A 20,769-nucleotide genomic window follows, 5' to 3' on the forward strand; every position below is an offset into this window, starting at 1 on the left:
AACAAAATGTGCATCAACACAGGCCCGGTAAGCGCAGAAGCGCCACCGGGCAAAACACATTCTGACCCCGCCATCAATTATTTCCTTAAAGCGCTTTAATATCTCTCCCCCCGCCGGAAGGCGAAAATAGCCTCATGAACACGAAAACACGACCCTCGACCCTGCACTGGCAACCTGCCTTGCAACGTCCTGAAGAATACGTCTGCGGGCTGGATGATATTCATCAGGCAATACACATCATTCTGCGCACGCCGCGCGGCAGCGATCCCCACAGGCCGCTTTTTGGCAGCAATCTGTGGCGCTATATCGATTACCCGATCGAGCGGGCCATTCCGCACGTTGTTCGGGAGTCGGTGGAAGCGATTCGCATGTGGGAACCCCGCTGCCGGTTGCTGAAGGTGACGCCGACGATTGACGGCGAACACCTGACGTTACGCGTGCAATGGCGCGCCGCAGACGGCGTAATCAACTCAACGGAGGTGTTATGGCGATAGCCGAACCCGACTTTATTGACCGCGATCCCGCGCAAATCACCAGCGAGATGATTGCGCAATATGAAGAAGCCAGCGGTAAAAAACTCTACCCGGCACAGGCTGAGCGGCTGCTCATTGACCTGTTTGCTTATCGTGAAAACCTTGTCCGCATCGCCATCCAGGAGGCGGCGAAGCAAAACCTGGTCGCGTATTCCCGCGCGCCGATGCTGGATTATTTAGGCGAACTGGTCGGCGTTCACCGTCTGCCGGCTCAGGCGGCGAAAACCACGCTACAGTTTTCCGTTACGACAGCGGCTAAAACCAACCTGGTGATTCCACAGGGTACCCGCGCCAGCGCGTCGGATAGCGTGATGTTCGCCACCGACGAAGATGTTCTGTTGCCTGCGGGCAGCCTGAGCATTGCGGTAACTGCAACCTGTGTAACGACCGGTGAATCCGGCAACAACTGGCAGCCTGCGCAAATCAGCGCGCTGGTGGACCGGGTAGGCAATTACGATCTCAGCGTCACCAACCTGACCGCATCGACAGGCGGCTGCGGCGAAGAAAACGACGATGCGCTGCGCGAGCGTATTCAACTGGCGCCGGAGAGTTTCAGCAACGCGGGCAGCTATGGCGCCTATCGTTTTCATACGCTCTCGGTCAGCCAGTCGATTATCGACGTGGCGGTGCTGGGGCCGGATGAAGGGCTGGCGGAAGGCTGCGTGGAACTCTATCCGCTGACCCTGAACGGTCTGCCGGGGCCAGAGCTTCTTGCCCAGATCGAACGGGAGGTGAGCAAAGAGAAAAAGCGCCCGCTAACCGATAAGGTGAGCGCTAAATGTTCTCCGCGCGTGGCTTATCAGATCCGCGCCCGGCTAATGCTGTTTACCACCGCCGATCAGGAGACGACGCTTGCCGCCGCGCGTGAAGCGATTAATACATGGACGCGCTCGCGCCAGACCCGGCTGGGCCAGGACATTGTGCCAAACCAGATAATCAAAGTGCTACAAGTGGATGGTGTTTACGACGTCGCGCTGGATATGCCCGCGAAAAAGGTACTACAGGCGCACGAATGGGCGGAATGCACGGCCATTGACGTGACGATTGCCGGGGTCAGCGATGGATAAACTGCTTCTGCCGCCGCCGCTGGCCAGCGACGAACGTTTTTCGATTCTGGCAAATATCGCCGCCGAACGCTTTGCGCAAATCGACCTGACGGCGTTGCTGGTCTATCTGGTGGATATCGTTGATGCCTCGGCACTGCCCTCGTTGGCCGGACAGTTTCATGTACAGGGGCTCGAAGGCTGGCTATTTGCCGTCAATGAACAGGAGAAACGAGAGTTAATTAAGCAGGCGATTGAACTGCATAAATATAAAGGAACTCCCTGGGCCGTTCGCCGCGTACTGGAAATATTATCCTTACCCGGCACGATTTCCGAATGGTTTGAGTATGGTGGTAAGGCTTATTTTTTTAAGGTTGAAATTGAGCTAATTAACCAGGGCATGGATGAAAATCTGTTTAATAACCTGGTCGATCTTATTCATGAGTATAAGAACGTGCGCTCAAAGCTGGAAGCGTTAATTGTCTGGATAATTAACCAAAGCGCTATTCCTGTTATCGGCAGCGCGCTTTACGGTGGAGAAATAACGACCGTCTTACCCTTCCAGGTTCTGGAAGTTCAACAAACTAAACCGTTCTATTTCGGTACAGGGCAATGGAGCCTTGAAATTACATCTATTTACCCGGAGTAATTATGGATAATGAGTTTTATACCCTCCTGACCGACAGGGGTATGGCGAAAATCGCCAGCGCCCTTGCGGACAAAAAACAGCTACATCTGCAAAAGATGGCGGTTGGCGACGGCGGCGGACAGTATTATGAACCGACCGCCAGCCAGACCAATTTACGCCACGAAGTCTGGCGCGGCGAGATGAATACGCTGACCGTTGCACCGAATAATCCCAACTGGCTGATTGCCGAACTGGTGCTGCCGGAGGACGTTGGCGGCTGGTATGTGCGTGAAGTGGGCGTGTTCGACGACGAGGGCGAGCTAATCGCCATCGGCAAATTCCCGGAATCTTACAAACCGCTATTGCCCGGCGGCTGCGGCAAGCAGGTCTGTATCCGCCTGATTATGGAGGTCTCCAACACCACGGCGGTGACGCTGACGGTCGATCCGAGTATTGTGCTGGCGACGCGCGACTATGTGGATGCCCGGCTGGACGAGCATGAACATTCGACAAATCACCCGGATGCGACATTAACGCAGAAAGGCTTTACGCAGCTCAGTAACGCCACTGACAGCGATGACGAAACCAAAGCCGCCACGCCAAAGGCGGTGAAAGCGGCGATGGCGGAAGCGCGTAATCACACGCATACCTGGAACCAGATCACTGGCGTTCCGGACGGCACGCTGACGCAAAAAGGGATTGTTCAGCTTAACAGTGCGACGGACAGCACCAGCACAACGGAAGCGGCAACGCCAAGCGCGGTCAAGGCGGCGATGGATAAGGCGAATGCGGCAGCTCCGGCGAACCATACTCACGTCTGGAACCAGATTATCGGCGTCCCGGACGGCACGCTGACGCAAAAAGGGATTGTGAAGCTTAATAGCGCCACCGATAGCACCAGCACCACCGAAGCGGCAACGCCCAGTGCGGTCAAGGCGGCGATGGATAAGGCGAGTGCGGCGGCCCCGGCGAACCATACTCACGCCTGGGGGCAGATCACCGGCGTCCCGGACGGCACGCTGACGCAAAAAGGGATTGTGAAACTTAACAGCGCGACGGACAGCACCAGCGCCACAGAAGCGGCAACGCCCAGTGCGGTAAAGGCGGCGTATGACCTAGCGAGCGCAGCGGCTCCGGCTAATCATTCCCATTATCAGTTTTTTACCGTTAATGGCACGTTTATTGTGCCTGATGGGGTTAATCGAGTTTTTGTTGAAGTTGTTGGTGGCGGTGGTGGTGGTGCTGGAGGTTCATTAGCAAATGAGGAGTGTTCCACTGGGGGGGTTGCTGCCAAGTGTGTGGCTGGTTACGTTGATGTTGTTCCCAAAAGTCAGATATCTGTAATGGTTGGTGCTGGCGGGAGTGGCGGTGCGAAAGGGAGTCGTTCACAAAGAAAAGGGTTTAGCGGGAACGCTGGAGGACAATCCTCCTTTGGCAATCTGAACGCGCCTGGTGGTGCGGGAGGGGCGGCCGGGGGCACAGGAGGAAATACAATAAGCTTTTTACCTCCAAGTGGGAATGGAGGAGCACGTATGTATGAATACGTGACCCTTGGGCTGAGAGGAAGTAATTCCGTCCTGGGCATAGGAGGGGTACCAGGAACGGTCACATTAGATCACTTAGAGATAGTGGCAGGCTCATTACCCTCTAATGCAAGCGGGTTTGGTGCCGGTGGTGCTGGTGGTAGTTCCAGTGCCAGTAACCGGGAGTATCTGGGGGATTGGGTCCTTAATAAGGGGTCAAGTGGTTCTCCTGGTATCGTCAGAATTTATTGGTGAAGATAATGTCAAAATATGCTTATTACGATCCTGCATCTTTACAAGTGCTGGACTGGATGGATACTGAATTATTCTGTTATCCAGAGAGAACAAGCCTTATCGAATTAACAGAGCAACAATGGCTGGAACATTTCAACCTGGGGCAATATGTATGGGTTAATGTTAAAGACAGAGCATTTATCACCAATTTACCACCAGGGGAATGTTATCGATTAAACGGCAATACGTGGGTTTATGACGCAGCCAGTTTTGCCATCGTGCTTGATAACGCTAAATCGCGGATTAAACAGGCAATTAAAGTTCAGCGCGACACCGTTACCGCCGATTACATCATTATCGACGGCAACCATTTCCACAGCGATGCTAACAGCCGTATTCAGCAAATGTCACTCACCAGAATGGGTCAGACAAAGCAGATTCCGGCAGGGTTAATGTGGCAGACCAAAAATAACGGTTTGATTGAACTGACCAACGATATTGCCGCGCAGTTTGAAACCGTCACCGTGGATCACGATATGCGCCTGTTTGCCAACGCGCTGCGGCATATTGCGGCGGTAGAGGCGCTGGAGGATATCGAGGCTGTGCTCGACTACGACTACTCATCAGGCTGGCAGCCATGAGTCAAACCACCGTCTGGCTCGCTTGCTATAAGGGGCGATCGGAGTATCGCGGCATCGCCAGGCTGGCCGACTGGCTCACGCGCAAAGTCACGCGCGGTATCTACTCTCACTGTGAACTGGCGGTAGAACACGGCGGTAATGAATACCTCTGCTACTCCGCGTCGTTTCGCGATCGCGGCGTGCGGGGAAAGATAATACCGTTACCGGACGATAAGTGGGATAAGCTACCGTTAAAGGCCACGTTGCCGGAAGTGGAGGCCTTTTTCCGCAAACATAACGGCAAACGCTATGACTGGCAGGGCGCGCTCGGTATCGCGCTGTATAACCGGGAGCGCAAAGATAAACTGTTTTGCAGCGAGTTTTGCGCTGAATTTCTCGGACTAAACGATAGCTGGCGCTACTCCCCCAGCCACCTTTATGCCTTAGTCAGTAGCTGGCAATACGATTGTTGAATCTCTCGCCGGGTATAAAGCCCGGCGGTGTTGAATTAAGTAATACCCGTTAGTATTTATTTGTTAGCATCAAATGTTCAGTTTGCATAGCAAATGAAGTATTATAAAAAACCATCTTATAGTATTTTTACCAATTGATACGTGAACCTCCCACGATAATAACATTTATTTAACAAGCTAGCTTTCTTCGTTGGAGGAAGAAAAAATCAAACTCTTACATTGCTTATTATTTTCCATATCTAAAAAAGGAAGTGGATTACGGAAATACTGGCGGCATGAGATCATTCGCAGGAATGAATTTTTATTATATCGATTACTTATGCAGGCCAATAACAATCGCCGTCGTAATTTTTTATTTTGGTGGCGTCTGGCAAATGAGATGTATATCTATGGTTCAAAAAAACAGAAAAAAAACTGGATTATGGATTAATCGCAAGCTAAATTCCAAATTTGGAATTGATATAGAGCTGGGAGCAGTAAAAAGGGGAAATAAGATCACTCCCATCCCAACTCTTATTTTATATCTCCCCATGGAAATATAAAAGACAAAACAATCATTAAAACATTTATCAACTTACATTACATATATTAATAACATTATAAACAAATTAATTACATTCACATCTTGAATGTAATTAAACTTCAATAACCATATGAACACTAATTTTGTTGCAATATAAAGCACATTAAATATAGTGGAACATGGCTAAAAACACCTAATATTCACCGGGGAATATAATGATTATTGTTTCTGTGCTCAGACAAAGCAAAGACTTCACCACAAAACATGCTCAATGGTTACATAAGCAGCTCAAAGGTTATGATTCTGTTTGTTTAACAGATGCGCTAAAGATAAAAGGGGTAAATACAGCGCCTCTTTTGTATGATTGGCCAGGATGGTGGGCAAAACTAGAACTTTTCAATCCACTGCATCCTGTTCTTGGTAATGAGGATATTCTCTATATTGATATAGATAGCGTTATTGTGGGAGATATTACTCCTCTGACAACTATGAAAAAAATAACATTACTTAATGACTTTTCTCAGCATGGTGCTTCAGTTGCGCCAGCAACAGGTATTATGTTTATTCCTGCACCCGCAAAAAAAAATGTGTGGGATGAATTTATGAAACATCCTGAAAAGGAAATCAATGCCATAAGAACCCCGCCCTATCATGGCGATCAAGGATTTATCGGCAGAATATGTCAAGATGCTGAAAGATGGCAAAACATCTTACCCGGAAGAATTATTAGTTACAAAGCTAATATAGCAACACCAAAAATGATTGGTTTTAACCCTGAACTATACGATGGGACAGGTAATGGAAAATTACCTGACGGAGCAAGCATAGTCTGTTTTCATGGTTCCCCTCGCCCCTGGAACACAGCATTGCCCTGGGTGCCTTATTTTAGTTTAAAAAACACAATCCAAAGCAAAGTGAAACAATATAAGTTATCACTGCGTTAAAGCTTCCTTCTCTTCAATGCCGGCGCTTTTCTTTACGCCACCAGAACCTCTATATATTTCTAATACGGTAGCGTAAGCGCCATCGGGCGATGCGTTGCCGGATGGCGACGCAGGCGCGTCATCCAGCCTGCCACGAGCCCACACTGGATCATGAGCGTAATTTGTTTGAATAATCTTCCTTCACGCGATAAACAATAACTATGGTCTGGCTCGATCCTGACCCGTTGATAACAAACACAACATACTTGCAAGGAAAACAACATGCTCGCCGTCATTACCCGGCTGTTCCCGCTATGGGCGCTGCTGCTCTCTCTCATTGCGTATTACACACCATCCACCTTTACTCCTGTTGGGCCGTGGGTCGCGACACTACTGATGTTGATTATGTTCGGTATGGGGGTCCATCTTAACGTTGACGACTTTAAACGCGTGCTCTCCCGACCAGCCCCTGTCGCCGCAGGGATATTCCTGCACTATCTGGTAATGCCGCTCGCGGCATGGCTGCTGGCGTTGCTGTTTAAGATGCCGCCAGATCTGTCCGCCGGGATGGTACTGGTCGGCAGCGTAGCCAGCGGCACCGCCTCTAACGTAATGATCTATCTGGCGAAGGGAGACGTCGCGCTCTCAGTCACCATTTCATCGGTCTCCACGCTGGTCGGCGTGGTCGCCACACCACTACTCACGCGCCTGTACGTCGATGCCCATATTCAAGTCGACGTGATGGGTATGCTGCTGAGCATTCTACAGATTGTGGTCATTCCAATCACGCTGGGGCTGGTGATTCACCATCTGTTTCCGCGCGTAGTGAAAGTGGTAAAACCTTATCTGCCAGCATTCTCGATGGTGTGCATTTTGGCAATCATCAGCGCGGTGGTCGCGGGTTCAGCTTCACATATCGCCTCCGTCGGCTTTATGGTGATCATCGCGGTGATCCTGCATAACACCCTTGGCCTGCTTGGCGGCTACTGGGGTGGACGTCTGTTCGGTTTTGATGAGTCAACCTGTCGAACGCTGGCGATCGAAGTCGGGATGCAGAACTCTGGTCTTGCTGCTGCATTGGGTAAAATCTACTTTGGCCCGCTCGCAGCGCTGCCTGGCGCGCTGTTCTCAGTGTGGCACAACCTTTCAGGGTCACTACTGGCTGGTTACTGGTCCGGGAAACCGATTGTTGAAAAATCGGGCGAAACGGCAAAGGTAAATTAAAATATTGCCGGGTGGCGCAAGCTTACCCGGCTTACACGCTATCCGCCCGTTGCGTATTGCCGTAGACTAAATGCATCGGCTAACTGAGGGCACCCGTATGGCACTCCCCCGCATTACTCAAAAAGAGATGACCGAGCGCGAACAGCGCGAACTGAAAACGTTGCTGGACCGCGCCCGTATTGCGCACGGTCGTCCGCTGACCAATTCTGAGACCAACAGCGTAAAAAAGGAGTACATCGATAAGCTGATGGCGCTGCGTGAGGCTGAAGCGAAAAAAGCCCGCCAGTTGAAGAAAAAGCAGGCGTATAAACCCGATACGGAAGCGTCATTCTCCTGGTCGGCGAATACGCCGACGCGCGGCAGACGTTAACGTCCTTTCTTCTTTCGTCCCGGCGAGGTAAAGCGCTTACCGCTTGATGTCGGGCGCGCTTTCTCATTGCTTTTTTCGATCGCAACGACCGGTCGCTTAATACCCGTGGTCTTCGGCTTCGCTTTGGCCTTTGGTTTGGCTTCGGAAGAGGAACGCTCAATCAACTTAAACAGATCGATCAGCTCATCGTCCGTCAGATCGCGCCACTCGCCCAGCGGAATCCCGCTCAGGCTGACGTTCATAATGCGCGTACGCTCCAGTTTCGTCACTTCATAACCAAAGTATTCACACATACGACGGATCTGACGGTTTAATCCCTGCACCAGGGTAATGCGAAAGACAAACGGCGCCTCTTTTTTCACCTTACATTTTTTGGTGACAGTACCCAGAATCGGCACGCCAGCGCCCATACCACGAATAAACTCGTCGGTAATCGGTTTATCTACCGTCACCAGATACTCTTTTTCGTGATCGTTACCGGCACGCAGAATCTTATTGACCAGATCGCCGTGGTTAGTCAGAAATATCAGCCCCTGCGAGTCTTTATCCAGACGACCAATCGGGAAGATACGTTTGCTGTGGTTCACAAAATCGACAATATTGTCGCGTTCGCCGTCTTCAGTGGTACTGACAATGCCAACCGGTTTATTCAGCGCAATCAGCACTAAATCATCCGCTTCTCGCGGCTCAATCAACCGACCATTTACTTTAACAACATCCCCGGCGACTACCTGATCGCCAATGGCGGCGCGTTTGCCGTTGATAAAAACATTGCCCTGTTCGATAAAACGGTCCGCCTCGCGACGCGAACAGATGCCGCTTTCACTAATATATTTATTAAGCCGGGTAGATGTGTCGGTCAGCATATTTACTCTCTGAGAAATTTTTCTACATAAACGTCGGGAATGTGACTTACCACATCAAATCGTCGGGAACTTTAAAATCGGCATACGGATCATCTTCGTCCTGCTCTTCCTGACTCAGCGCACTGTTTACGACAATACTGTCCGCATCTCGTTGTGCGATTTTATCGGCGACGCTCGCGGGAATAATCGCATATTCACATTCACCGCTGTTATTGATAACCAGACGCGCAATCGCGAGACGCCCATTAATCAGTTGCGTCTGAGTGAGCTTATCCACGTCTATTTTTTTGATGACGTTATTATCGGTGAAGTTAAAACCAATATCGCCTTTAGATACATTGATTCTATTCATTTCAATAAGTTGCTTAACCTGAGCTTTAAACTCTTTCGCTAAAACCGCTTGTTTTTGCTGTTCACTGAGTTGTTTATCACGCTCAAGTTGCGCCTTTTTATTTTCTTCCACCGCTTCTCTGGCCTCACGAGCCTGAACGCGTGATTTTTTAGCCGTGCGCTGGACTTTGGCCATTTTTTTGCTGGTCACTAATCCCGCTTGTAGCAGTTGCTCTTGTAAGGTCAGTTTTGCCATTTTCGTCTCTAAACGTGTTAAATAATTTTGCGGATTATACCTGTAATTTTTCAGGCGATACCAGATGGCAGATCTGGCCTGTTGTCACTTTTAGCGACCGCGCTTTGCCTGTGACACGCATAACATCATGAGCCATATCAGTAAGACATTAAATGGATAATGGTAGCATTATTACGTTTTGACATTTCCTGATGAGGTGGAGAAGTAATGGAACTGCTTTTATTAAGTAACTCGACGCTGCCGGGTAAAGCCTGGCTGGAACACGCTCTGCCGCTGATAGCGAATCAATTGAACGGTCGACGCTCAGCCGTGTTTATTCCGTTTGCCGGCGTCACGCAAACATGGGACGAGTACACGGATAAAACCGCAGAGGTGCTTGCGCCATTAGGGATAAACGTCACAGGGATTCATCGTGTCGCCGATCCGCTTGCAGCGATTGAGAAAGCGGAAATCATTATTGTCGGTGGCGGAAATACCTTCCAGCTACTGAAAGAATCGCGTGAACGCGGGCTGCTGGCGCCGATGGCGGACAGGGTAAAACGCGGCGCGCTGTATATCGGCTGGAGCGCGGGCGCCAACCTTGCCTGCCCGACTATCCGCACGACCAACGATATGCCGATCGTCGATCCAAACGGTTTCGACTCGCTGGATCTGTTCCCGCTGCAAATTAATCCTCACTTCACTAACGCCTTGCCGGAAGGTCATAAGGGCGAGACCCGCGAGCAGCGTATTCGCGAACTGCTGGTGGTCGCGCCGGAACTGACAGTGATTGGTTTGCCGGAAGGTAACTGGATTCAGGTGAGCAACGGCCAGGCGGTTCTCGGCGGCCCGAATACCACCTGGGTGTTTAAAGCAGGCGAAGAGGCCGTGGCGCTGGAAGCGGGTCATCGCTTTTAATCCCTGGCCACATTGAATGCCGAATGGCGGGCCTACGCACATGTTCTCCGTAGGCCCCGCCATCCGGCATTTCACTTAATACTCGCCGCGTTCCTCGTCCTGATCCGGCTGTTCCAGTACGCTATAGGCGACCGAACAGAACAGTGAGTTAAGACGCTTCATATCGCCCAGCAGCCCTAAATGGAGCGAGCTGGTTTCAATGCTTTGCACGTTCTGCTGGTGCAGGCGGTCGACATGCGCATGTGAGTATCGGCGATTAAGTATACGGAAGCGATGTTTACTGCGGCGCAACCGACGGGCGCTGGTGACATCGCCGGAGAAAAAGACCGACATCGCCAGTTGCAGATTACTGAGCAGTTGATCGTAAAGCGCATCCAGCTCTTTCAATCCTTCTTCTGAAAATGCCCGACGCGCCGCCAGCGACTTGTCGGCAATCTCACTGCCCATTCGCTCGATAATATCCGACGCCTGTTCGAGGTTCAGGGCCATCTCAATAATCTCCGCCCACCGGCGGGATTCCTCCGCCGCCAGCTCGTCTTTTGGCATTCGCGCCAGATAAAGCTTAATCGCGGTGTAGAGCACGTTAACGTCATCCGCCAGCTTGCGCAGCGCTTTCTCTTCACGCGGCTCGCCGTGCATGACCTTTTTTAGCCCTTCCATCATCTGTTCCATCGCATCGCCAATGCGCAACACCTCGCGGGCAGCATTAGCCAGCGCCAGCGTTGGCGTATCCAGCGCGCTGACATCCAGATGTTTCGGCTTCAGATGGGTATCCAGTTCAGGCTCATCACGAATAATTCGTTTACAAAAACGCGCCATCAGCTCGGCAAATGGCACCATAGCCAGGCAGCGCACCAGGTTATAGAAAACGTGGAAATAGATCACCAGCTCTGATTTCGGTAGCGATAGCTCATCCATCAGATTCGCCAGCGGATGGACAAACGGCAGGATGACCAGGCTGCCGATCAATTTGAACAATAGGCTGCCGAGCGCTACGCGACGCGCGGCAGCATTGGCGGCGCTGTTGTTGAGCATCGCCAACAAGCCCGATCCCAGATTGGCGCCGATGACCAGGCACAACGCCACCGGGAACGATATAATCCCCGCCGCCGTCAGGGTCGCCGTCAGCAACACCGCCGCCAGGCTGGAATAACTGATAATAGCGAACATCGCGCCAATCAGCGCATCCAGCATAATGTCGCCCGTCAGCGACGCGAAAATGACCTGCACGCCATTAGCCTGAGTGATCGGCGTCACTGCCTGCACAATCAGCTCCAGCGCCAGTAGAATCAGGCCAAGCCCGATACCGACGCGCCCCAGCTGCCCGGCGCGGGACTGCTTACGTCCTAAAAAGAAAATCACGCCGATAAAAATCAGCAGCGGCGACAGCCACGACAAATCAAAGGTGAGAATACGCGCCATTAGCGCAGTACCCACATCAGCGCCCAGCACAATCACCAGAGCTGGCGTCAGGGCGACAAGATCCTGGGCGACAAACGACGTTACCAATAAAGTGGTGGCGTTACTGCTTTGTACCAGCGCGGTAACACCGATACCCGCACAAAAGGCGAGCGGTTTCTTTTCCACGCTGCGGCTGAGGACAGTACGTAGACGCGCGCCAAACACGCGCATTACGCCAGTACGAACGATATGTGTTCCCCATACCAACAGCGCAACGGCAGAAAGTAGATGGAGCAAAGTTAACACGGCGTCAGGTTCTCCTTATCGTTATACGTTTTCCTGAAGCTCACTTGCGATAAATTGCCTGATGGCGCACAGCGTTAAGGCCTGCTGGCGTTGCACGCCACCGGGCTTACCATACGTAATACGGTATGCTGGATAAGGCGTTTACGCTGCCATCCGGCAAATTCAGCGTAGAGCCTTCCTTCAGTATAAGGGTTTAATTGTAAGAAAGAGACAAGGCACCCAATGAGTGCCTTGTATGTTGTAAGGAAAAGTGACGATTTTATGAATCAGTCCGCATCGTAACCCAGGTTCGGCGCCAGCCACCGCTCAACGTCCTCAACGCTCATTCCTTTACGGAAAGCATAATCTGTCACCTGATCGCGTTGGATCTGCGCTACCGCGAAGTATTTGCTCTCAGGATGGCTGAAGTACCAGCCGGAGACCGACGCGCCAGGCCACATGGCGAAAGATTCGGTGAGCTTCATCCCGGTGTGTTTTTCGACATCCAGTAGCTGCCAGATAGTGCCTTTTTCGGTATGTTCCGGGCAGGCAGGATAACCCGGCGCCGGGCGAATCCCCTGGTAGTTTTCGCGGATTAATTCGTCGTTACTCAGGCTCTCGTTCGGCGCATATCCCCAGTAAACCTTACGTACACGCTCATGCAGATACTCGGCAAACGCTTCCGCCAGACGGTCGGCAATCGCTTTCACCATGATCTTGTTATAGTCGTCGTGTTGCGCTTCGAAGGCGTCCGCCAGCGCATCCTCCTCCAGACCGCCGGTCACCGCGAAAGCACCGATGTAATCCGCTTTTCCGCTCAGTTTCGGCGCGACAAAATCCGCCAGACAGTAGTTAGCAAAACCAACTTTCTCGGTCTGCTGGCGCAGGTGGTGGCTGACCGTCAGAACATGAGTACGGGTTTCGTCGCGATAGATTTCGATGTCATCGCCGATGCGGTTCGCCGGGAACAGGCCCACCACGCCACGCGGATTCAACAGTTTCTCGGCGCTCAGTTTATCCAGCATATCATTGGCGTCTTTAAACAGACGCTGCGCCTCAACGCCCACCACCTCATCTTCCAGAATGCGCGGGTATTTGCCGGCCAGCGACCAGGTCATAAAGAACGGCGTCCAGTCGATGTAGTTGCGCAGAGTTTCGATGCTGGCTTCCACCTCCTGCACGCCCAGACGGTGGGCTACTGGCGGAGTGTAGCGTTCCCAATCGAACGCCAGATCATTATCGCGCGCCGCTTCCAGCGTGACCGGCGGCGTGCGCGGTTTTTTGCGGGCGTGCTGAATACGCACGGTTTCGTACTCTTTGCGGGTACGGGCGACAAAGTCATCGCGCTGGTTGTCGGAGAGTAGCGCCGCCACCACGCCCACGGTACGCGAAGCATTCTGCACGTAGACCGTCGGACCGCTGTAGTTCTGCTCGATTTTCACCGCCGTATGCGCTTTCGAAGTGGTTGCGCCGCCGATCAGTAGCGGGATAGTAAAGCCCTGACGCTCCATCTCTTTCGCCACGTTGACCATTTCGTCCAGCGACGGGGTGATAAGCCCGGAAAGACCAATCAGATCGGCATTCACTTCACGCGCCGTTCTGAGGATTTTCTCCGCTGGCACCATCACGCCAAGATCGACGATTTCGTAGTTGTTGCATTGCAGCACCACGCCAACAATGTTCTTGCCAATGTCGTGCACATCGCCCTTCACGGTGGCGATGACCATCTTGCCGTTGCTGGAGCCTTTTTCTTTGCTGGCTTCAATAAACGGCTCCAGGTAGGCCACCGCTTGTTTCATCACGCGAGCGGATTTCACCACCTGCGGCAGGAACATTTTCCCTTCGCCGAACAGGTCGCCGACCACGTTCATGCCGTCCATCAGCGGGCCTTCGATCACCTCAATCGGGCGGGCGGCCTGCTGGCGGGCTTCTTCGGTATCCTGTTCGATAAATTCGGTAATGCCTTTCACCAGCGAGTATTCGAGACGCTTTTTCACGTCCCAGCTACGCCATTCCGCCTGCCGGGCGTTGGCAGCTTCGTCGGTTTTGCTGCCGCGGTATTTCTCCGCCAAATCCAGCAAACGCTCGGTGCCGTCATCGCGACGGTTAAGAATGACATCTTCAACCGCATCGCGCAGTTCGGCAGGCAGGTCGTCATAAATCGCCAGCTGTCCGGCGTTGACGATACCCATGTCCATGCCGTTGCGGATGGCGTAGTAGAGGAATACCGCGTGGATAGCCTCACGTACCGGGTCGTTGCCGCGGAACGAGAAGGACACGTTAGACACGCCGCCGGAGATCAGCGCGTGCGGCAGCTCGCGTTTGATGTCTTCGCAAGCGCCGATAAAGTCCTGCGCGTAGTTGTTGTGCTCTTCAATACCGGTCGCCACGGCGAAGATATTCGGGTCGAAGATGATGTCTTCCGGCGGGAAACCCACCTCTTCGGTGAGAATTTTGTAGGCTCGGCGGCAAATTTCGATTTTACGCTCACGGGTATCGGCCTGCCCCTGCTCATCAAAAGCCATCACCACCACCGCGGCGCCGTAGCGACGTAGCAACTTCGCATGATGAATAAAGGCTTCCACGCCCTCTTTCATCGAAATAGAGTTGACGATGCCTTTACCCTGAATGCACTTCAGCCCTTTTTCGATAACCTCCCATTTGGAGGAGTCGATCATGATTGGTACACGGGCAATATCCGGCTCACCGGCAATCAGGCTGAGGAAACGCACCATCGCCGCTTCGGCGTCGAGCATCCCCTCATCCATATTGATATCAATAATCTGCGCGCCACTTTCTACCTGCTGACGGGCGACGTCCAGCGCTTCGCTGTATTTCTCTTCTTTGATCAGCCGTTTAAATTTGGCCGAGCCGGTGACGTTAGTACGCTCGCCGACGTTGACAAACAGGCTGTCGTCGCCAATATTCAGCGGCTCCAGGCCGGACAGACGGCAGGAGACCGCAATCTCTGGCAGCTTACGCGGTGGCAAGCCATCCACCGCTCGGCTCATCGCCGCAATATGCTCCGGCGTGGTGCCACAGCAGCCGCCAACCACGTTGAGGAAGCCCGCTTCGGCCCATTCGCGGATTTGCGTTGCCATGGTGTCGGCGTCGAGGTCGTACTCGCCGAAAGCGTTCGGCAGGCCGGCGTTCGGGTGCGCGGTGACGTAGCATTCGGCAATCCGCGACAGTTCCTGGACGTACTGGCGCAGTTCATCTGGTCCCAGCGCGCAGTTAAGGCCAAAAGTGAGCGCCTCGGCGTGGCGCAGCGAGTTATAAAAGGCTTCGGTCGTCTGGCCGGAAAGCGTACGGCCAGAGGCGTCGGTGATGGTGCCGGAAATCATGATCGGCAGATCAACGCCCAGCGCTTCAAACTCTTCTTTCACCGCAAACACCGCCGCTTTCGCATTCAGGGTGTCAAAGACGGTCTCAATCAGAATCAGATCTGCGCCACCTTCCACCAGCGCTTTAGTGGATTCACGGTAGGCCGCCACCAGCTGATCGAAGGTGATATTACGAAACGCCGGGTCGTTGACGTCCGGCGAAATGGAGGCCGTGCGGTTAGTTGGACCAAGCACGCCCGCAACAAAGCGTGGTTTTTCTGGTGTTCGCGCCGTCCATTCATCGGCGCAGGCGCGCGCCAGTTTGGCCGCCGCATAGTTAATTTCCGCCGACAGGGATTCCATCCGGTAATCCGCCATCGCAATGGTTGTCGAGTTAAAGGTGTTGGTTTCGATGATATCCGCGCCAGCCTCAAAGTAGGCGTTGTGGATAGCGGCGATCACCTCCGGCTTGCTGAGTACCAGCAGGTCATTGTTGCCTTTCAGGTCGCAGGGCCAGTCGGCAAAGCGCTCCCCGCGGAAATCTTCTTCATGTAGACGATAGCTCTGGATCATGGTGCCCATACCGCCGTCCAGCACCAGAATACGTTCATTTAACTGCGCACGCAGTTGTTCAACTTTGCTGCTCACACTCGCTCCCGACAACGCTCCACGTAACGAGCCATACTGGCACAAAGCGTGCTGGCGGAAAAGAGAACAACGGGCAACATGAGACATGTTCAGCTTGCCACCCACTTCTGTCGCTTTGCCGGATGGCGGCGCAAACGCCTTATCCAGCCTACAAATTACTTTGGCGGCTCCCAAAGCGTAGGCCTGATAAGCGAAGCGCCATCGGGCATCCTGTGATGTCACTCATCCGATCAGTTCAGGAACTCTTGCATTATAATTGAATAAAACGAAAATGATTTCCACGATACAGAAAAAGGAGTCTGCCATGGTTGCCCCTGTTCCCGCGAAACGCGGGAGAAAACCTGCCGCTACCACTGCACCCGTAACCGGGCAGGTTCAGTCTTTAACTCGCGGTCTGAAGCTGCTGGAGTGGATTGCCGAGTCCAACGGCAGCGTCGCGCTGACCGAACTGGCGCAACAGGCGGGTTTGCCTAATTCCACGACTCACCGTCTACTCACCACCATGCAGCAACAGGGTTTTGTCCGCCAGGTTGGTGAGCTGGGCCACTGGGCCGTAGGCGCACACGCGTTTATCGTCGGTAGCAGCTTCTTACAGAGCCGTAATCTGCTGGCGATTGTCCATCCGATTTTGCGCAAGCTGATGGAGGACTCCGGCGAAACGGTAAACCTTGCCGTACTCGATCAGAGCGACCATCAGGCTATTATTATCGACCAGGTGCAGTGCACACAATTGATGCGCATGTCCGCCCCTATTGGCGGCAAGCTGCCCATGCACGCCTCTGGCGCGGGCAAGGCGTTTTTATCACAGCTCAGTGAGGAACAGGTTACCAGTCTGCTGCATCGCAAGGGGTTGCACGCTTATACCCATGCGACGCTGGTGTCGCCGCTGCATCTGAAAGATGACCTCGCCCAAACACGCAAGCGCGGCTATTCCTTTGACGACGAAGAACATGCACTCGGTCTGCGCTGCGTGGCCTCGTGTATTTATGACGAACACCGCGAACCGTTTGCGGCCCTCTCTATTTCCGGCCCCTGCTCACGCATTACCGACGATCGCGTCACCGAACTTGGCGCCATGGTGATTAAAGCGGCGAAAGAGGTGACGCTGGCCTATGGTGGAACTCGCTGAAATGAGCAGCCTGAAATTATACTGGCAGGAGAAGTACCCACAGGCCTTCTGTTGGTCTTTCGGTGATTCGCCGGCGCTGGCCGACGAGCTGGCGGCGCTAGTGGTCGCCGGTAAAAAGCGTGGCACCTGTAGCTCGCTGGTTAGCTATCAGAAAGAGCAGCCCCCTGTCACGCCCGGGTCATATCACATTGTGCTCAACGGCACAGGCGACGCCGTGTGCGTCATACGCACGCTGGCGCTCAGGCTGATCCGTTTTAACGAGATGAGCGCCGATCTCGCCGCACTGGAAGGCGAAGGCGATCTTAGCCTGGCGTACTGGCAAGCGGCACACCGGGCCTTTTTTGAGCGCGAGGGTAATTGGTCGCCGGAGATGGAACTGGTTTACGAAGAGTTCGCCGTACTTGAGATCGCGCCGTAACGCACGCTAAAGCGCTGGCGACGACGATAGGCATACACATCTTCTACATGTCCTTCTTTAATACGCGTCTGTAGCGCGCGCCAGTAATCGGCGCGAAACAGGTCGGCATGCATCTCTTCAAACAATGGCCCGATACGCGGATCGGCACACAGCCAGTGGCGAAACTCCTCCGGGAAAACATCACCCGGCGAGACGCTATACCAGGGTTCGCTGGCCAGTTCGTCTTCCGGATAACGCGCTGGCGGAATATCGCGGAAATTCACTTCCGTCATGTAGCAAATTTCATCGTAGTCGTAGAACACCACGCGGCCATGACGGGTAACGCCAAAGTTTTTAAACAACATATCGCCGGGGAAAATATTAGCGGCGGCAAGCTGGCGAATCGCATTACCATATTCTTCTATCGCATCGCGCAACTGCTGGCCTTCTACCTGTTCCAGCCAGATATTGAGCGGCACCATGCGCCGTTCAATATAGAGATGGCGAATGACGATATGTTCCCCAAGATCGGTAATCTTCTCTGGCACTTCTTGCCGTAACAGCGCCATCAGCGCCGGATCGATTTGCCGTTTATCCAGTACGAAATTCTCAAACTCCTGGGTATCCGCCATACGACCGACGCGATCATGCTCTTTTACCAGTTGATAACAGGCACGCACATGGGCGGCAGACATCTCTTTCTGCGGGGCGAATTTGTCTTTAATGATTTTAAATACCCGGTCGAAACCTGGCAGGGTAAACACCAGCATCACCATGCCGCGGATACCAGGCGCCTCAATGAATTTCTCATCGCTTTCAGCCAGATAACACAAATATTCGCGGTAGCTTTCGGTTTTCGCATGTTTCTGGCAGCCAATCGCCATATACAGTTCGGCAGTGGTTTTACCCGGCAGGATTTCACGCAACCACTCAACCAGCGCGGCAGGCAGCGGCGCATACACCATAAAATAAGAGCGGGCAAAACCAAACACAATGCTCGCTTCTGCCGTGGTGGTCAGGCAGGTATCGACAAACAGTTCCCCCTCATCAGTACGATGAATCGGCAATAAAAACGGCAGCGTACCGTCAGGTGTGGTTAATTTACCTACCAGCCAGGCCGCTTTATTACGGTAAAACAACTCATTCGCCACCTGGACATGGCAGCGAGGTAGCGCGTCCTCGCCCAGTGTTTCAGTCAGGTGCGCGATAATATAGCGGATATCCCGGCTTTTATTCTGCCAGGGCAGACGCAGCGGTAAGTCACTGAGTATGCGCATCAACAGCGGCTCCCAACCGTGATCGGGAAAGAAGTCTTTGGCCAGCGGGCGCGGGATAGTACGGAAGCGACGCTCCGGTTGCGAACTGAAAATAAACAACCGCTCGGGTGTTAACGAGCGGTGGTCAAATAACCGGCAATAAACGGAGTTGAAAAAGCTCTCCGCAATCTCGAAGCGCGGGTAATCCGGCAACAGCCGGGTGTAATGCTCTTTAACGCGTAAAAGGAAATCCGCGTCGGTACTTTTGCCATCGGTAATACAGCGCAGTTGCTCCACCACCAGACCCACATGATGATCATAGAGGTGGATACGGCTTTTCATCGCCTGCTGGACGGCGTGCCAGTCGGCCTGTTCAAAACGCTGCTGCGCGCCGGAAGTCACTTCCAGAAATCGACCATACTGCGCGTCAAAGCCTTGCAGGATGGTTTGAGCAATCAGTAATTCCAGGCCACGCGGCATTTTTTTCCCTCATCCGGCACCACGTCATGCCGGATGGCGCGTTCGCTTATCCGGCCTACGCTATCTGTAGGCCCGGTAAGCGCAGCGCCACCGGGCATCAATCAAAACTGCGATTCTTCGGTGGAACCCGTTAACGCGGTAACGGATGACGCGCCGCCCTGAATAATGGTGGTGACTTTGTCGAAGTAACCTGTGCCCACTTCCTGCTGGTGGGAAACAAAGGTATAGCCGTCTTTCGCTGCGGCGAACTCGGGTTGTTGAACCTTCTCAACATAGTGTTTCATACCCTCACCCTGAGCGTATGCATGCGCCAGGTCGAACATGTTGAACCACATGCTGTGGATGCCCGCCAGGGTAATAAACTGGTATTTGTAACCCATGTCCGACAACTGCTGCTGGAAGCTGGCAATGGTCTTGTCGTCCAGATTCTTCTGCCAGTTGAAGGATGGCGAACAGTTATAGGCCAGCAGTTTGCCCGGATACTTCGCGTGGATAGCATCGGCAAAACGACGCGCCAGTTCGAGATCCGGCGTAGAAGTTTCGCACCATACCAGATCGGCATACGGGGCATACGCCAGACCGCGGCTGATCGCCTGCTCAATGCCCGCATGGGTGCGGTAAAAACCTTCGCTGGTGCGTTCGCCGGTAATAAAACCGCTGTCATAGGGATCGCAGTCGGAGGTGATCAGATCTGCCGCATCCGCATCGGTACGCGCAATCACCAGCGTCGGGACGCCCATCACATCAGCGGCCAGACGCGCAGCAACCAGTTTCTGAATCGCCTCCTGCGTGGGGACCAGCACCTTGCCGCCCATATGGCCGCATTTCTTCACCGACGCCAGCTGATCTTCGAAGTGAACGGCCGCTGCACCGGCTTCAATCATCGATTTCATCAGTTCGAAGGCATTCAGAACGCCGCCAAAACCGGCTTCCGCATCAGCAACGATCGGCAGGAAGTAATCCACATAGCGCGGATCGTTGGGTTCAATACCGGATGCCCACTGGATCTGATCCGCACGACGGAAAGTGTTGTTGATCCGATCCACTACCGCCGGAACAGAGTTTGCCGGGTACAACGATTGATCCGGATACATGCTGGATGCCAGGTTGGCATCTGCCGCCACCTGCCAGCCTGAAAGATAAATCGCCTCAATACCGGCTTTCGCCTGCTGCAACGCCTGACCGCCGGTCAGCGCGCCAAGGCTGTTGATATAGCCTTTTTTCGCTTCACCGTGCAACAGCCGCCACATTTTCGCTGCGCCGAGCTGCGCCAGCGTGCATTCCGGGTTAACCGAGCCGCGTAATTTCACCACCTCCTCCGCGCTGTACGGGCGGGTGATGCCTTCCCAGCGCGGTTGTGTCCACTCTTTCTGTAATTCTTCGATTTGTTGAGTACGGGTTTTCATG

Annotated in this window: 19 protein-coding genes and 1 pseudogene; 13 read left to right on the forward strand and 7 right to left on the reverse strand. The window is 53.3% G+C overall.

Going from position 1 to position 20,769, the window contains the following annotated elements; translation table 11 throughout:
- Window positions 1-134: 134 nt before the first annotated feature.
- From QEN32_RS20680 to QEN32_RS20725, 10 genes and pseudogenes are all read left to right on the forward strand, one after another.
- Window positions 135-494: a GPW/gp25 family protein gene (locus tag QEN32_RS20680; protein WP_001093501.1), complete on the forward strand. Its 360-nt coding sequence runs from the start codon at window positions 135-137 to the stop codon at window positions 492-494.
- A complete protein-coding gene (locus QEN32_RS20685) occupies window positions 485-1,600 on the forward strand; it encodes a baseplate J/gp47 family protein (protein ID WP_265322071.1) in 1,116 nt (371 codons plus the stop codon). The genes QEN32_RS20680 and QEN32_RS20685 overlap by 10 nt, the downstream gene beginning before the upstream one ends.
- Window positions 1,593-2,225, forward strand: a complete 633-nt coding sequence (locus QEN32_RS20690) for a phage tail protein I (RefSeq protein ID WP_262958778.1) — start codon at window positions 1,593-1,595, stop codon at window positions 2,223-2,225. Before QEN32_RS20685 ends, QEN32_RS20690 begins: the two co-directional genes overlap by 8 nt.
- Before the next feature lie 2 nt (window positions 2,226-2,227).
- On the forward strand, window positions 2,228-3,982 hold the full coding sequence (locus QEN32_RS20695) for a tail fiber protein (RefSeq protein WP_265322072.1): 1,755 nt from the start codon (window positions 2,228-2,230) through the stop codon (window positions 3,980-3,982).
- A 5-nt stretch (window positions 3,983-3,987) separates the two neighbouring features.
- Window positions 3,988-4,602 (forward strand): DUF4376 domain-containing protein, encoded by a 615-nt coding sequence (locus tag QEN32_RS20700; protein ID WP_265322073.1) that lies wholly within the window; start codon window positions 3,988-3,990, stop codon window positions 4,600-4,602.
- The gene (locus QEN32_RS20705; protein ID WP_000084338.1) at window positions 4,599-5,054 is read left to right on the forward strand and encodes a hypothetical protein; all 456 of its coding nucleotides are present in this window, start codon (window positions 4,599-4,601) and stop codon (window positions 5,052-5,054) included. Before QEN32_RS20700 ends, QEN32_RS20705 begins: the two co-directional genes overlap by 4 nt.
- Window positions 5,055-5,305: 251 nt before the next feature.
- Window positions 5,306-5,596: pseudogene (locus QEN32_RS20710) on the forward strand (hypothetical protein).
- A gap of 196 nt (window positions 5,597-5,792) precedes the next feature.
- Window positions 5,793-6,521, forward strand: a complete 729-nt coding sequence (locus QEN32_RS20715) for a hypothetical protein (RefSeq protein WP_265322074.1) — start codon at window positions 5,793-5,795, stop codon at window positions 6,519-6,521.
- Window positions 6,522-6,782: 261 nt separating this feature from the next.
- Window positions 6,783-7,724, forward strand: coding sequence for a ketopantoate/pantoate/pantothenate transporter PanS (gene panS, locus QEN32_RS20720; protein ID WP_000881647.1), 942 nt, complete (start codon window positions 6,783-6,785; stop codon window positions 7,722-7,724).
- Window positions 7,725-7,821: 97 nt separating this feature from the next.
- Window positions 7,822-8,094 carry a DUF3811 domain-containing protein gene (locus tag QEN32_RS20725; protein WP_001207628.1) on the forward strand — a complete coding sequence of 91 codons (273 nt, stop codon included), beginning with the start codon at window positions 7,822-7,824 and terminating at the stop codon, window positions 8,092-8,094.
- On the opposite strand, the gene rluF is transcribed toward QEN32_RS20725, so the two are convergent.
- From rluF to QEN32_RS20740, 3 genes are read right to left on the reverse strand one after another with little or no spacing between them, the layout of a single operon-like run.
- Window positions 8,091-8,960 (reverse strand): 23S rRNA pseudouridine(2604) synthase RluF, encoded by an 870-nt coding sequence (gene rluF, locus QEN32_RS20730; protein ID WP_000954619.1) that lies wholly within the window; start codon window positions 8,958-8,960, stop codon window positions 8,091-8,093. The genes QEN32_RS20725 and rluF overlap by 4 nt on opposite strands.
- A gap of 46 nt (window positions 8,961-9,006) precedes the next feature.
- Window positions 9,007-9,546, reverse strand: coding sequence for a DUF2058 domain-containing protein (locus tag QEN32_RS20735; RefSeq protein WP_001096724.1), 540 nt, complete (start codon window positions 9,544-9,546; stop codon window positions 9,007-9,009).
- Between the two features lie 34 nt (window positions 9,547-9,580).
- Window positions 9,581-9,682: a hypothetical protein gene (locus QEN32_RS20740; protein ID WP_031606603.1), complete on the reverse strand. Its 102-nt coding sequence runs from the start codon at window positions 9,680-9,682 to the stop codon at window positions 9,581-9,583.
- A 71-nt stretch (window positions 9,683-9,753) separates the two neighbouring features.
- Here QEN32_RS20740 and pepE point away from each other — a divergent pair, with 71 nt between their 5' ends.
- Window positions 9,754-10,443, forward strand: a complete 690-nt coding sequence (gene pepE / locus QEN32_RS20745; RefSeq protein WP_000421781.1) for a dipeptidase PepE — start codon at window positions 9,754-9,756, stop codon at window positions 10,441-10,443.
- A 75-nt stretch (window positions 10,444-10,518) separates the two neighbouring features.
- On the opposite strand, the gene QEN32_RS20750 is transcribed toward pepE, so the two are convergent.
- Both QEN32_RS20750 and metH read right to left on the reverse strand, forming a co-directional pair.
- Complete coding sequence (locus tag QEN32_RS20750; RefSeq protein ID WP_000956811.1) at window positions 10,519-12,150, reverse strand: Na/Pi cotransporter family protein; 1,632 nt, start codon at window positions 12,148-12,150, stop codon at window positions 10,519-10,521.
- Between the two features lie 266 nt (window positions 12,151-12,416).
- Complete coding sequence (gene metH / locus QEN32_RS20755) at window positions 12,417-16,100, reverse strand: methionine synthase (RefSeq protein ID WP_265322075.1); 3,684 nt, start codon at window positions 16,098-16,100, stop codon at window positions 12,417-12,419.
- Window positions 16,101-16,404: 304 nt separating this feature from the next.
- On the opposite strand from metH, the gene iclR reads away from it, so the two are divergent.
- Complete coding sequence (iclR, locus tag QEN32_RS20760) at window positions 16,405-17,229, forward strand: glyoxylate bypass operon transcriptional repressor IclR (protein WP_000226434.1); 825 nt, start codon at window positions 16,405-16,407, stop codon at window positions 17,227-17,229.
- Between the two features lie 10 nt (window positions 17,230-17,239).
- Window positions 17,240-17,647 (forward strand): ASCH domain-containing protein, encoded by a 408-nt coding sequence (locus tag QEN32_RS20765; protein ID WP_010989091.1) that lies wholly within the window; start codon window positions 17,240-17,242, stop codon window positions 17,645-17,647.
- Here QEN32_RS20765 and aceK read toward each other — a convergent pair.
- Window positions 17,611-19,362, reverse strand: coding sequence for a bifunctional isocitrate dehydrogenase kinase/phosphatase (gene aceK / locus QEN32_RS20770; RefSeq protein WP_001137268.1), 1,752 nt, complete (start codon window positions 19,360-19,362; stop codon window positions 17,611-17,613). The genes QEN32_RS20765 and aceK overlap by 37 nt on opposite strands.
- 101 nt (window positions 19,363-19,463) lie before the next feature.
- Window positions 19,464-20,768, reverse strand: coding sequence for an isocitrate lyase (gene aceA, locus QEN32_RS20775; RefSeq protein ID WP_000857882.1), 1,305 nt, complete (start codon window positions 20,766-20,768; stop codon window positions 19,464-19,466).
- Window position 20,769 lies beyond the last annotated feature (1 nt).

This window comes from Salmonella sp. SA14318, from assembly GCF_029866905.1.
Classification (GTDB): Bacteria; Pseudomonadota; Gammaproteobacteria; order Enterobacterales; family Enterobacteriaceae; genus Salmonella; species Salmonella enterica.

Coding starts and splice junctions, on each gene's coding strand:
- QEN32_RS20690 (WP_262958778.1), top strand. CDS start 1,593: ATGGATAAACTGCTTCTGCCGCCGCCGCTGGCCAGCGACGAACGTTTT.
- rluF (WP_000954619.1), bottom strand. CDS start 8,960: ATGCTGACCGACACATCTACCCGGCTTAATAAATATATTAGTGAAAGC.
- QEN32_RS20725 (WP_001207628.1), top strand. CDS start 7,822: ATGGCACTCCCCCGCATTACTCAAAAAGAGATGACCGAGCGCGAACAG.
- QEN32_RS20705 (WP_000084338.1), top strand. CDS start 4,599: ATGAGTCAAACCACCGTCTGGCTCGCTTGCTATAAGGGGCGATCGGAG.
- QEN32_RS20740 (WP_031606603.1), bottom strand. CDS start 9,682: ATGGCTCATGATGTTATGCGTGTCACAGGCAAAGCGCGGTCGCTAAAA.
- pepE (WP_000421781.1), top strand. CDS start 9,754: ATGGAACTGCTTTTATTAAGTAACTCGACGCTGCCGGGTAAAGCCTGG.
- QEN32_RS20715 (WP_265322074.1), top strand. CDS start 5,793: ATGATTATTGTTTCTGTGCTCAGACAAAGCAAAGACTTCACCACAAAA.
- panS (WP_000881647.1), top strand. CDS start 6,783: ATGCTCGCCGTCATTACCCGGCTGTTCCCGCTATGGGCGCTGCTGCTC.
- QEN32_RS20735 (WP_001096724.1), bottom strand. CDS start 9,546: ATGGCAAAACTGACCTTACAAGAGCAACTGCTACAAGCGGGATTAGTG.
- aceA (WP_000857882.1), bottom strand. CDS start 20,768: ATGAAAACCCGTACTCAACAAATCGAAGAATTACAGAAAGAGTGGACA.
- aceK (WP_001137268.1), bottom strand. CDS start 19,362: ATGCCGCGTGGCCTGGAATTACTGATTGCTCAAACCATCCTGCAAGGC.
- QEN32_RS20685 (WP_265322071.1), top strand. CDS start 485: ATGGCGATAGCCGAACCCGACTTTATTGACCGCGATCCCGCGCAAATC.
- QEN32_RS20695 (WP_265322072.1), top strand. CDS start 2,228: ATGGATAATGAGTTTTATACCCTCCTGACCGACAGGGGTATGGCGAAA.
- QEN32_RS20700 (WP_265322073.1), top strand. CDS start 3,988: ATGTCAAAATATGCTTATTACGATCCTGCATCTTTACAAGTGCTGGAC.
- QEN32_RS20680 (WP_001093501.1), top strand. CDS start 135: ATGAACACGAAAACACGACCCTCGACCCTGCACTGGCAACCTGCCTTG.
- iclR (WP_000226434.1), top strand. CDS start 16,405: ATGGTTGCCCCTGTTCCCGCGAAACGCGGGAGAAAACCTGCCGCTACC.